This window comes from Pseudomonas sp. 2VD (assembly GCF_005503585.1).
Lineage (GTDB): Bacteria > Pseudomonadota > Gammaproteobacteria > Pseudomonadales > Pseudomonadaceae > Pseudomonas > Pseudomonas aeruginosa.
In genome coordinates, this window is the sequence record NZ_SCND01000173.1 from 1 (window position 1) to 12,200 (window position 12,200).

13 protein-coding genes and 1 pseudogene are annotated in these 12,200 nt (G+C 67.5%); 12 read left to right on the forward strand and 2 right to left on the reverse strand.

The features are described 5' to 3' along the window. The 12 genes and pseudogenes from zur to FFS27_RS18830 all read left to right on the forward strand — a co-directional run. Nucleotides 1-204: pseudogene (zur, locus tag FFS27_RS18775) on the forward strand (zinc uptake transcriptional repressor Zur); the annotation flags it as partial. Further along, nucleotides 204-1,013: a zinc ABC transporter ATP-binding protein ZnuC gene (znuC, locus tag FFS27_RS18780; RefSeq protein ID WP_003099732.1), complete on the forward strand. Its 810-nt coding sequence runs from the start codon at nucleotides 204-206 to the stop codon at nucleotides 1,011-1,013. The pseudogene zur and the gene znuC, both read left to right, overlap by 1 nt. After that, nucleotides 1,006-1,794, forward strand: coding sequence for a zinc ABC transporter permease subunit ZnuB (gene znuB, locus FFS27_RS18785; protein ID WP_003096998.1), 789 nt, complete (start codon nucleotides 1,006-1,008; stop codon nucleotides 1,792-1,794). Before znuC ends, znuB begins: the two co-directional genes overlap by 8 nt. A 41-nt stretch (nucleotides 1,795-1,835) precedes the next feature. Next, nucleotides 1,836-2,624 carry a PA5502 family lipoprotein gene (locus FFS27_RS18790; protein ID WP_073657448.1) on the forward strand — a complete coding sequence of 263 codons (789 nt, stop codon included), beginning with the start codon at nucleotides 1,836-1,838 and terminating at the stop codon, nucleotides 2,622-2,624. A gap of 206 nt (nucleotides 2,625-2,830) precedes the next feature. Next, nucleotides 2,831-3,838, forward strand: coding sequence for a methionine ABC transporter ATP-binding protein (locus tag FFS27_RS18795; RefSeq protein WP_003097002.1), 1,008 nt, complete (start codon nucleotides 2,831-2,833; stop codon nucleotides 3,836-3,838). Then, nucleotides 3,838-4,515, forward strand: coding sequence for a methionine ABC transporter permease (locus tag FFS27_RS18800; protein WP_003097004.1), 678 nt, complete (start codon nucleotides 3,838-3,840; stop codon nucleotides 4,513-4,515). The genes FFS27_RS18795 and FFS27_RS18800 overlap by 1 nt, the downstream gene beginning before the upstream one ends. Nucleotides 4,516-4,591: 76 nt before the next feature. Next, entirely contained in the window at nucleotides 4,592-5,374 is a 783-nt protein-coding gene (locus FFS27_RS18805; RefSeq protein ID WP_021263203.1) for a MetQ/NlpA family ABC transporter substrate-binding protein, read from the forward strand. Nucleotides 5,375-5,576: 202 nt separating this feature from the next. Next, entirely contained in the window at nucleotides 5,577-6,434 is an 858-nt protein-coding gene (qapR, locus tag FFS27_RS18810; protein ID WP_003099726.1) for a transcriptional repressor QapR, read from the forward strand. 4 nt (nucleotides 6,435-6,438) lie between these two features. Continuing rightward, nucleotides 6,439-7,092 (forward strand): isochorismatase family cysteine hydrolase, encoded by a 654-nt coding sequence (locus tag FFS27_RS18815; protein WP_003109125.1) that lies wholly within the window; start codon nucleotides 6,439-6,441, stop codon nucleotides 7,090-7,092. After that, nucleotides 7,089-8,420 carry a glutamine synthetase family protein gene (locus tag FFS27_RS18820; protein WP_003109126.1) on the forward strand — a complete coding sequence of 444 codons (1,332 nt, stop codon included), beginning with the start codon at nucleotides 7,089-7,091 and terminating at the stop codon, nucleotides 8,418-8,420. The genes FFS27_RS18815 and FFS27_RS18820 overlap by 4 nt, the downstream gene beginning before the upstream one ends. Before the next feature lie 67 nt (nucleotides 8,421-8,487). Continuing rightward, nucleotides 8,488-9,156: an N-formylglutamate amidohydrolase gene (locus tag FFS27_RS18825; protein ID WP_003136463.1), complete on the forward strand. Its 669-nt coding sequence runs from the start codon at nucleotides 8,488-8,490 to the stop codon at nucleotides 9,154-9,156. 101 nt (nucleotides 9,157-9,257) lie between these two features. Further along, entirely contained in the window at nucleotides 9,258-10,607 is a 1,350-nt protein-coding gene (locus tag FFS27_RS18830; protein ID WP_003099715.1) for an APC family permease, read from the forward strand. 18 nt (nucleotides 10,608-10,625) lie between these two features. Here FFS27_RS18830 and FFS27_RS18835 read toward each other — a convergent pair whose 3' ends face one another. Further along, complete coding sequence (locus FFS27_RS18835; RefSeq protein WP_021263204.1) at nucleotides 10,626-11,969, reverse strand: sigma-54-dependent transcriptional regulator; 1,344 nt, start codon at nucleotides 11,967-11,969, stop codon at nucleotides 10,626-10,628. Further along, the coding region (locus tag FFS27_RS18840; RefSeq protein ID WP_256659542.1) for a sensor histidine kinase at nucleotides 11,966-12,200 on the reverse strand (235 nt) is incomplete at its 5' end. The genes FFS27_RS18840 and FFS27_RS18835, both read right to left, overlap by 4 nt.

Here is a 12,200-nt window from a genome sequence, read left to right on the forward strand (position 1 = left end):
TTCGTCGGCTGCAACAACCCGGAGCACAGCCACCAGGGCCAGTTCCTCATCTGCCGCACCTGCCACACCGCGATCGAGCTGGAACAGCCGGATATCAGCCGGGCCATCGTCGCCGGAGCGAACAGCGTCGGCTTCGCCGTGGAAAGCCAGACCGTCGAGGTGGTCGGCCTCTGCGGCACCTGCCGGGACCAGAAGGACGCCTGATGGACAACGCGCTGGTGCGGCTGACCCAGGTCGGCGTGTCCTTCAACGGCCAGGCGGTGCTGAGCGATGTCGACCTGGCCATCGAGCCCGGCCAGATCGTCACCCTGATCGGCCCCAACGGCGCCGGCAAGACCACCCTGGTACGCAGCGTGCTCGGCCTGCTCAAGCCGCACGTCGGCGAGGTCTGGCGACGGCCGCGGCTGACCATCGGCTACATGCCGCAGAAACTCCACGTCGACGCCACCCTGCCGCTCAGCGTACTGCGCTTCCTCCGCCTGGTACCCGGGGTCAGGCGCGAGCAGGCGCTGGCGGCGTTGCGCGAGGTCGGCGCGGCGCACGTGCTGGAGCGCCCGCTGCAAAGCATTTCCGGTGGCGAACTGCAACGCGTGCTGCTGGCCCGCGCCCTGCTGCGCAAGCCCGAGCTGCTGGTGCTCGACGAGCCGGTGCAGGGCGTCGACGTCGCCGGCCAGGCCGAACTCTACCGCCTCATCGGCAAACTGCGCGACCGCTACGGCTGCGGTGTGCTGATGGTCTCCCACGACCTGCACCTGGTGATGAGCGCCACCGACCAGGTGGTCTGCCTGAACCGCCATGTCTGCTGCTCAGGGCACCCCGAGCAGGTCAGCGGCGACCCGGCCTTCGTCGAGCTGTTCGGCCAGGACGCTCGCAGCCTGGCGATCTACCACCACCATCACGACCACGCCCACGACCTCCACGGCGAGGTGGTCAAGGCCGGTCCCGGCGCCTTGCCTCCAGGCACCCGCTTCACTCCTGTCCACAAGCACGGCCCCGACTGCAACCATGGCTGACTTCCTGCTCAACGCCCTCCTCGCCGGCCTCGCCCTGGCCCTGGTGGCTGGCCCCCTGGGCTCCTTCGTGGTCTGGCGGCGGATGGCCTATTTCGGCGATACCCTGTCCCACGCCGCACTGCTCGGGGTAGCCCTGGGTTTCCTCCTCGATGTCAGCCCGACCCTGGCAGTGACCGTTGGCTGCGTGCTGCTCGCGGTGCTGCTGGTGACCCTGCAGCAGCGCCAGCCGCTGGCCGCCGACACCCTGCTGGGCATCCTCGCCCACAGCACCCTGTCGCTGGGCCTGGTCACCCTGAGCTTCATGAAGGAAGTGCGGGTCGACCTGATGGCCTACCTGTTCGGCGATCTGCTGGCGGTGAGCGCCAGCGACCTGCTGTGGATAATCGCCGGCAGCGCGCTGGTCCTGGCACTGATCTGCTTCCTCTGGCGGCCGCTGCTGGCGATCACCGTGCACGAGGAACTGGCGAAGGTGGAAGGCCTGCCGGTCGGAGCGATCCGCCTGGCGCTGATGTTGCTGATCGCCATCGTCATCGCCGTGGCGATGAAGATCGTCGGCGTACTGCTGATCACCTCGCTGCTGATCATTCCCGCCGCCGCCGCCCAGCGCCATGCCCGCAGTCCCGAGCAGATGGCGGTCGGCGCCAGCCTGCTGGGACTGGTCGCGGTGTGCGCCGGCCTGGCCCTGTCCTGGTTCAAGGATACCCCCGCCGGCCCCTCGATCGTGGTCAGCGCCGCCGGCCTGTTCCTGCTGAGTTTTGTCCTGCCCCGCCGCACGGTGTAGAATCTGGCGATTTTTTGACCAAACGAGAACCCGCAGGAATGATGTCGTCCTTCTTTCGCCTGCTGTCCATCCTGGCGGCGGCGCTGCTGGTCAGCGCCTGCCAGGGCAATGCGTCGTCGCAACCGACGCCGGTGGTCGCGCCCCAGGCGCAGCCCGCCGATCCCTATGCCGAACTGCAGGAAACCCTGGCCGCCGGCAAGCTCGAACAGGCCGAGCAACAATGGCTGGCCCTGCGCAGCGCAGCCGCCGGCGACGAGCGCGTCGAAGCATTCCGCCGCCAGTTGGCCGAGGCCTACATGCAGCGCGGGGAAACCGCGCTGCGCCAAGGAGACCTCAACACCGCCACCAGTGCCCTCGGCCATGCCCGCGGACTGATGCCCAAGGCGCCGGCGCTGACCGCCGGGCTGGACGGTGCGATCAACCGCGCCAAGGTCGATCCCGCCCGCGCCGAGCAGGCCCGACGCATGCAGCAGGCGGCCCAGCAGCAGATGCAGCAGATCATCCAGACGCCGCCCGACGGCGAACTGAAGCCGCTGCCCGGCGCTCCCCACCTGATCGATCCGCAAGCGGCCAGCAGCGCCGTGCCCCTGCCGATGCTCGACGGCACCGGCCAGGGCGGGCTCGGTGCGGTGCTCGATGCGGTGGCCGCGGATGTCGTCGCCTACCGTTGCAGGGTGCATATCGAAGTGCGCCGGGACAGCGACTATCCGCTGGTTTCCGACCAGCTCCTGGCGCGGGTGAAGAAGCTCTCACCCGATTTCGACCTGCATCTCAGCCATGTCGTACAGGCCGACAAGCCGACCCGATTGATACTTACCCCCCGGAATTGAGGCCGGTCCAGCCCCGGCCGCAGCAGAAAGCGCTTGTCGGGAGCGAGCCAGACGCTTATTCCATTTCAATGTTTTTTCATCACCAATAAATATTAATAATGCATAAGAAAGCAAGGTAAAATGCTCGGTTTAGCTGACCGCCCATGCTTCCCGCCAAGCCCGTGCTCCAGCCGTAACAGCATCGCCGCACCCACAAGGTTCGCCCAGTGATCGAATTCCACGACGTCCACAAGACCTATCGAGTTGCCGGTCGGGAAATCCCCGCCTTGCAACCGACCCGCCTGAACATCCAGGCCGGGCAGATTTTCGGCCTGATCGGCCATTCCGGTGCCGGCAAGAGCACCCTGCTGCGCCTGATCAACCGCCTCGAGGAGCCCAGCGGCGGCCGCATCCTGGTCGAGGGCGAAGACGTCACCGCCCTCGACGCCGAAGGCCTGCGCCGTTTCCGCCAGCGCGTCGGGATGATCTTCCAGCACTTCAACCTGCTGTCCTCGAAGACCGTCGCCGACAACATCGCCATGCCCCTGCGCCTGGCCGGCGGCTTCAGCCGTGCCGAAGTCGATGCGCGGGTCTCCGAGCTGCTCGCACGGGTCGGCCTGTCCGACCACGCGCGCAAGTATCCGGCCCAGCTCTCCGGCGGACAGAAACAGCGCGTCGGCATCGCTCGCGCCCTGGCCTGCCGGCCGAGCATCCTGCTCTGCGACGAGGCCACCAGCGCCCTCGATCCGCAGACCACCGCCTCGGTCCTGCAACTGCTGGCGGAAATCAATCGCGAGCTGAAGCTGACCATCGTCCTCATCACCCACGAGATGGACGTGATCCGTCGTGTCTGCGACCAGGTCGCGGTCATGGACGGCGGCGCCATCGTCGAGCAGGGCGATGTCGCCGATGTCTTCCTCCATCCGCAGCACCCGACCACACGCCGCTTCGTGTTCGAGGCCGAACGGGTCGACGAAGACGAGCGTCACGACGATTTCGCCCACGTGCCGGGTCTCATCCTGCGCCTGACCTTCCGCGGCGAAGCCACCTATGCGCCACTGCTGGGCACCGTGGCGCGGCAGACCGGGGTCGACTACAGCATCCTTTCCGGACGCATCGATCGCATCAAGGACACGCCCTACGGCCAGTTGACCCTGGCCCTGGTCGGCGGTGACCTGGAAGCCGCCATGAGCCAGTTGAACGCCGCTGACGTACATGTGGAGGTACTGCGCTGATGGACTTCTTCGAAACCATGAGCTTCGCCAACATCGACTGGTACGAAATCTGGCTGGCCAGCGTCGACACCTTCTGGATGCTCGGCGGTTCGCTGCTGTTCACGGTGGTCCTCGGCCTGCCCCTCGGCGTCCTGCTGTTCCTTACCGGGCCACGGCAGATGTTCGAGCAGAAGGCGGTCTACACCCTGCTCTCGCTAGTGGTGAACATCCTCCGTTCGTTGCCGTTCATCATCCTGCTGATCGTGATGATCCCGCTGACCGTACTGATCACCGGTACCTCGCTGGGCGTCGCCGGGGCCATCCCGCCGCTGGTGGTGGGCGCCACGCCGTTCTTCGCGCGCCTGGTGGAAACCGCGCTGCGCGAGGTCGACAAGGGCATCATCGAGGCAACCCAGGCGATGGGCGCCAGCACCCGGCAGATCATCTGGAACGCCCTGCTGCCGGAAGCCCGGCCGGGCATCATCGCCGCCATCACCGTCACCGCCATCACCCTGGTCTCGTACACCGCGATGGCCGGAGTGGTCGGCGCCGGCGGGCTGGGCGACCTGGCGATCCGCTTCGGCTATCAGCGCTTCCAGACCGACGTGATGGTGGTCACCGTGGTGATGCTGCTGATCCTCGTCCAGATTCTGCAAACCGTGGGCGACAAGCTGGTGGTGCACTTCTCGCGCAAGTAAGCTTGCCGGCCAAGCCCAAAACCCTGAGCGCCGCGGTTATCCACAGCCGCCAGGAACACCTCGAAAGGAGTTGAAGATGAAAAAACTGCTTGCTGCTTTCTCCGCTGTCGCGGCGCTCGGCCTCACCGCCGCCCAGGCCGCCGAGTCCCTCACCGTCGCGGCCACCCCGGTGCCGCACGCGGAGATCCTCAATGTGGTCAAGCCGCTGCTGGCCAAGGAAGGCGTGGAACTGAAGGTCAAGGAGTTCACCGACTACGTGCAGCCGAACGTGCAGGTCTCGGAGAAGCGCCTGGACGCCAACTTCTTCCAGCACCAGCCGTACCTCGATGAGTTCAACAAGGCCAAGGGCACCGACCTGGTCGCCGTGACCGGCGTACACATCGAGCCGCTGGGCGCCTACTCGAGCAAGTACAAGAAGCTCGACGAACTGCCTTCCGGCGCTACCGTGGTGATCCCCAACGACGCCACCAACGGCGGCCGCGCCCTACTCCTGCTGGACAAGGCCGGGGTGATCAAGCTCAAGGACAACAAGAGCATCACCGCCACGCCGAAGGACATCGTCGACAATCCGAAGAACATCAAGATCCGCGAACTGGAAGCCGCGACCCTGCCGCGCGTGCTGACCCAGGTCGACATGGCGCTGATCAATACCAACTACGCCCTGGAAGCCAAGCTGAACCCGACCAAGGATGCGCTGGCCATCGAAGGCAGCGACTCGCCCTACGTGAACATCCTGGTCGCGCGGCCGGACAACAAGGACAGCGACGCCATGCAGAAGCTGGCCAAGGCCCTGCACAGCGCCGAGGTCAAGCAGTTCATCCAGGAGAAATACAAAGGCGCGGTGGTGCCGGCGTTCTGAGCCAAGCCGCGTAACCGCCCCTGGAAAAAGCCCGGTCTTCGACCGGGCTTTTTCGTTTCCGGCCCGGCCGCACGTCTGCCTGCCGTGCCACGACAGCGGTCATTCGGTCGTTTGCGGAAAATGTAGTGAAAAAAACATTCCGTCACATATTGAACAATCTGAAAAATTCACTACACAATCGACCCACCTTCGAGGATGCCCCATGCAAGAACTAAAACAACGCCTGGCCTCCCCGCCCGCCGAACTGACGCCCGCGGAGCGCAAGGTGGTGCGTGCCCTGCTCGATGACTACCCGCGCCTCGGCCTCGGTCCGATGACGCGCCTGGCCCGGCACGCCGGAGTCAGCGACCCGACGATCATGCGCCTGGTGAAAAAGCTCGGCTTCGCCGGCTACGGCGACTTCCAGGAAGCGCTGCTGGCCGACGTCGACGACCGCCTGCGCTCGCCGCGCACCCTGCTCGCCGAACGCCGCGAGCGGATGGGCCGCGACGACACCTGGGCGCGCTACCTCGACCAGGCTGGCCAGAGCCTGCAACAGACCCTCGGCCTGACCCGCCCCGATGACATCCAGCGCCTCGCCGACTGGCTGCTCGACAGCCGCCTGCGCGTGCACTGCCACGGCGGACGCTTCAGCCGTTTCCTCGCCGGCTACCTGGTCACCCATCTGCGCCTGCTGCGCCCGCAATGCCGATTGCTCGACGACGGCGCCCTGCTCCCCGACCAGCTCTACGACCTCGGCCGCCAGGACCTGCTGGTCCTGTTCGACTATCGCCGCTACCAGAGCCAGGCCCAGCACGTGGCCCAGGCCGCCAAGGCACGCGGCACACGGCTGGTGCTGTTCACCGACATCTACGCCTCGCCGCTGCGCGAACACGCCGACCTGATCGTCAGTTCGCCAGTGGAATCCGCCTCGCCCTTCGACTCGCTGGTGCCGGCCATGGCCCAGGTCGAGGCACTGGTTGCGACCCTGGTGGCGCGCATGGGCGCGCCGCTCGACGAACGCCTGGAGGGCATCGACCAGCTCCGCAACGCGTTCAGCAGTCATATTCTGGAGGAATGACCCGATGTTCAGCCTGCCCCACCACTCGCCGCGCGACCTGCCATTCGGCCGCCGGCAGACCGCCATCCTGTTCGTCGACATGCAGCGTGCCTGGGTCGAGCCGGGGCGCGACCCGCACGTCGATCCGCAGGCAGCCGGTTACTTCTACGAGCGCGTGCAGAACCAGGTGATCCCCAACCAGCAGCGCCTGCTCGGGGCCATGCGCGCAGTGGACGAGAACGTCCTGCACACCATCATCGAGAGCCTCACCGCCGATGGCCGCGACCGCTCGCTGGATCACAAGCTGTCGGAGATGCACTTGCCCAAGGGCAGCCCGGACGCCAGGGTGATCGACGCCCTGGAGCCGACCGCCAACGAGATCGTGCTGCCGAAGACCTCTTCCGGCGTTTTCAACTCCACCGCCATCGACTACGTACTGCGCAACCTCGGCACCCGCCACCTGATCGTCTGCGGGGTGGTCACCGACCAGTGCGTGGACATGGCCGTGCGCGATGCCGCCGACCGCGGCTACCTGGTCACCCTGGTCGAGGATGCCTGTGCCACCCATACCCCGGAACGCCACCAGGCCTGCCTGGAAGCGATCAAGGGCTACTGCTGGATCAGCGACACCGAGACCGTCCTGCAACGCATCGCCGCCCTCGGCCGGAGCAACCTGTGAACCGCCTGCAGCCGGTACGCCTGGTCAGCTTCGTCACCACCGACCTGGCCGGCATCACCCGCGGGCGCTCGCTGCCCCTGGCGACCCTGGAAGAGCAACTAGCCAGCGGTTGCGGCTGGGTACCGGCGAACAGTTCGCTGACCCCGCAGGACCTGATCGACGAGAGCAGCCCCTGGGGCAGCCACGGCGACCTGCGCTTGCTGCCCGACCCGAACAGCCGGGTGCGCGTCGAGCAGGGTCCCGACGCCGCTGCGCCGGCGCTCGACTACCTGCACGGCAACCTGGTGGAAACCGACGGCACGCCGTGGCCGGCCTGCCCGCGCAGCCTGCTGCGGGCCGAGGTGGAACGCTATCGCGACAGCGGCCTGCAGGTCATCGCGGCGTTCGAACACGAATTCAGCCTGCTCGGCCTGCCCGGCGAGCGTCCGGCCGCGGCGTTTTCGCTGCAGGCCCAGCGTGCCGCCGGGCAGTTCCCCGGCTGGCTGGTCAGCGCCCTGGCCCAGGCTGGCACCGAGCCGGAGATGTTCCTCCCCGAATACGGCCAGCGCCAGTACGAGGTCACCTGCCGCCCGGCGCAGGGCGTGGCCGCCGCCGACCGCGCGGTGAACGTCCGCGAGGTCACTCGCGAAGTGGCGCGGCAGATGGGCCTGCGTACCTGCTTCGCACCGCTGCCGGCACCCGGCGCGGTGACCAACGGGGTGCACCTGCACCTGAGCCTGCAACATGCCGACGGCAGCCCGCTGCTGTACGAGCCCGGTCGACCCAACGATCTCTCCGAACTCGGCGAGCACTGGGCCGCCGGCGTGCTCGCGCACCTGCCAGCGCTGTGCGCGCTGACCGCGCCTACCGCCGCCTCCTACCTGCGCCTGAAACCCCACCACTGGAGCGCCGCCTACGCCTGCCTGGGACTGCGCAACCGCGAAGCGGCGCTGCGCATCTGCCCGGTGGTGAGCGTCGGCGGCAAGCCGCTGGGCAAGCAGTACAACCTGGAATTCCGGCCGATGGACGCCACCGCCTGTCCGCACCTGGCGATGGCCGCGGTGCTGATCGCCGGCCGCCTGGGCATCGAACGACGCCTGCCGCTGCGCGCCCTGGCCGATGTCGATCCGCACGGCCTCAGCGACGAAGAGCGCCAGGCCCGCGGCATCCAGGCCCTGCCGGCGACCCTCGGCGATGCGCTCGACTGCCTGCAGCGCGACGAGACGCTCTGCGCCGAGCTGCCAAAGCCGCTGCTGGACACCTACCTCGCCATGAAGCGCCACGAACTGGCACTGACGGCGGGCCTTTCCGACGACGACCTGTGCCGCCACTATGCCGAGCTTTACTGACAACCCCGAACTCGGCATCTACCAGCTGCCACCCTACCGCCTGCTCAACCCCGAAGGGCGCAGCCCGGTGGTCCTGGTCTGCGAGCACGCCAGCCGGCACATCCCGCTGGAGTTGCAGCGCCTCGGCCTGGACCAGGCCGCGGCGGAAGAACACATCGCCTGGGATATCGGCGCCCTGGCGCTGGCCGAAGAGCTTTCCCGGCGGCTCGACGCGCCATTGCTGGCGGCCGGCTACTCGCGCCTGCTGATCGACCTGAACCGACCGCTGGAGGCACCCGACAGCATTCCGCCGCACAGCGAGATCTACCCGGTTCCCGGCAACCGCGAGCTGTCCGAGACGGTGCGCCGCTATCGCCAGGATTGCCTGTTCCATCCGTTCCACCAGCGCCTGACGCAACTGCTCGACGAGCGCCAGGCCGCCGGCGTGCCGACCCGCGTGGTCGGCGTGCACAGTTTTACCCCGGTGTACCACGGCAGACCCCGCCCGCTGGTTGCCGGGGTGCTTTATCGCAACGCCGGCGCCTACGCCGGGCGCATCCTCGACGGTTTGCGCCGGCACGGCCTGGAAGTCGCCGGCAACCAGCCCTATGCGATCGACCCGGCGGAAGACACTACCGTTCCGGTGCATGGCGACGCACGCGGTCTGGAAGCGGTGCTGCTGGAGATCCGCAACGATGGATTGCGCACGCCGGATGCGGTGAGCGCCTGGGCCGAGCGTCTGTATCCCTGGCTCTGATGCGATGACCGGCGCCGCCGGTCGCCAATAACGAGAAAGAGGCCCGCTTCGCGTGCGGCGCCGATAACGACAATACGCTGCCTTTTCCCGAGGAGCCCGTCATGGCCATCGAACAGTTCGGATACCGGCAACAGCTGCGCCGCAGCCTGTCCCTGAGCGACCTGATCATCTACGGGATGATCTTCATGATCCCCATCGCCCCGTTCGGGGTCTACGGCTGGGTCCATGCCGACGCCCACGGCATGGTGCCGATGGCCTACCTGGTGGGCATGCTGGCGATGCTCTTCACCGCCCTCAGCTACGGAGCCATGGCCAAGGCCTTTCCGATTGCCGGCTCGGTGTATTCCTACGCCCAGCGCGGCATCCACCCCCATGTCGGCTTCATCGCCGGCTGGGTGCTGCTGCTCGACTACCTGCTGATCCCGCCGCTGCTCTACGTGTTCAGCGCGCTGGCGCTGAACCACTTGTTCCCGGCGATCCCCAAGCTGGCCTGGATGCTGCTGTTCCTGGTCTCGGCGACCCTGGTCAACCTGCGCGGCATCACCTTCGCCGCCCGCGCCAACCTGTTGTTCCTGATCGGAGAGCTGGTGGTCCTGGCGATCTTCCTGGTGGTCGGCTACCAGGCGCTGGAAGGCGGCCTGGGCAACGGCCGGCTGACCCTCGAACCGCTGTATCGCCCGGAGGCCTTCGATCTCGGCCTGGTGATGAAGGCCGCCTCGATCGCCGTACTGTCGTTCCTCGGCTTCGACGCCATCTCCACCCTCGCCGAGGAGGTCAAGGGCGATCCCGCGCGACAGATCGGCCGCGCCGCGCTGATCGCGCTGTTCATCATGGGCGGCATCTTCATCGCGCAGACTTGGCTGGCCACCGACCTCGCCGCCGGGATGAACTTCAAGTCGGCGGACACCGCCTTCTACGAGATCGCCGAAGCGGCCGGTGGCCAGTGGCTGTCGATGCTGACCGCGGTAGCCACCGCGCTGGCCTGGGGTGTCACCGTGTCGATCACCTCGCAGGCAGCGGTCTCGCGCCTGCTCTACTCGATGGCCCGCGACGGCAGGCTGCCGCGCGCGCTGGCCAGGGTCCATCCGCGCTACCAGACGCCGCACGTCAGCCTGTACCTGGTGGCGGTGCTGTCGCTGGGAATCGGCTGGGCCTTCCTCGACGCACCGGACGTGCTCACCTCACTGGTGAACTTCGGTGCCCTCACCGGCTTCTGCCTGCTGCACCTGAGCGTGATCAACCACTACTACCGCCGCCAGCGCTCCGGCCAGTGGTTGCGGCATCTACTATTCCCGCTGGTGGGCCTGGCGATCATCGCCTACGTGCTGTACAGCATGAGCCTCGACGCACAGTTGCTCGGACTGGCCTGGATCGCGGTGGGGCTGGTCTACCTGGCGTTGCTGCAACGCGGCGGGCGCCAGGCGCCAACGGAGTTGGCCAAGGATCTCTGACGCCTCGCGAGGGCTGCTTCAGGCCGGCTCTTCACCGACGAAATCGCTGCGGCTGAGGCCATGCCGCAGCATCTTTTCGTTGAGTGTCCGACGCGGCAGTTGCAGCAACTCCATCACCGCCTTGATGTCCCCGCGGCACTGGCCGAGCGCCTGGCGCAGGCACTCCGCCTCGAAGGCTTCCATGCGTTCCGCCAGCCCCGAGGTGAGGCCGCCGCCTTCCTCCGCGTCCCCACGCTCCAGGCCGAGGACATGACGCTCGGCGGCGTTGGCCAGCTCGCGTACATTGCCAGGCCAGTCGTGGGCCATCAGCCGCGCCAGTTCCGCCGGCGCGGCGGGCTGCGGCTCGCGGCCGAGGCGCTGGCTGGCAACGCTGGCGAAATGTTCGAAGAGCAGCGGGATGTCCTCGCGACGCTCGCGGATCGGCGGCAGGCGCAGCTCAGCGACGTTCAGGCGATACACCAGGTCCTCGCGGAAGCGTCCGGCACGTGCTTCGGCCAGCAGGTCGGGCTTGGTCGCGGCAATCACCCGCAGGTCGACGTGGATGCTCTGGTTCGAGCCGAGCCGCTCCAGTTGCTGCTCCTGCAGGACGCGCAGCAGCTTGACCTGCTGCGCCAACGGCATGCTTTCGATCTCGTCGAGGAACAGGGTGCCGCCATGGGCATGCTCGAGCTTGCCGATGCGCTTGCCCTGCGCGCCGGTGAAGGCGCCGCTCTCATGACCGAACAGCTCGCTCTCGAACAGTTGCTCGGGAATCGCCGCGCAGTTCAGCGCCACGAACGGCTTGTCGCCGCGCGGCCCGAAGTCGTGCAGGCAGCGGGCAACCAGTTCCTTGCCGCTGCCGGTCTCGCCACGGATCAGGACGTTCACCGGGGTCGGCGCCAGGGCCAGAACCTGCCGGCGCAACGCTTCCATCGGCTTGGACACGCCGAGCAGACGCGCATCGACCTGGTCCTTGAGACTGGCCTGCTCCTTCAGGCGCCGGTTCTCCAGCACCAGGCGGCGCTTTTCCAGCGCGCGCCGCAAACTGCCGAGCAGGCGCTCGGGCGTGAAGGGTTTCTCGATGAAGTCGTAGGCACCCTGGCGCATGGCCTCCACCGCCATCGGCACGTCGCCGTGCCCGGTGACCATGATCACCGGCAGGTCGCGATCGACCGCCTGCAGGTTGGCGAGCAGTTGCAGGCCGTCCATGCCGGGCATGCGCACATCGCTGATGACCACCCCGGCGAAGGACTTGTCCAATGCTCCCAGGCATTCCTCGGCGCGCAGGCACAGGCGCACCTCGAAGCCGGACAGCTCCAGCCATTGCTGCACCGCTTCGCGGATCGTCGCTTCGTCGTCGACGAAGATCACCTGGTCGCTCATGTCGTTACGCTCGTGTCATCGGGGGCCGCCGGCAGGATCAGGCTGAACACCGCTCCCGCCTCGGCATTGGCGACCTGCAGGCGGCCGCCGAGTTCGTGGACGATCCCATAGGATACCGCCAGGCCGAGGCCGAGTCCCTCTCCCACCGGCTTGGTGGTGAAGAACGGATCGAAGACGCTGCCCAGGTGCTCGGCGGGAATCCCGCCGCCGTTGTCGGCGACGCTCAGCACC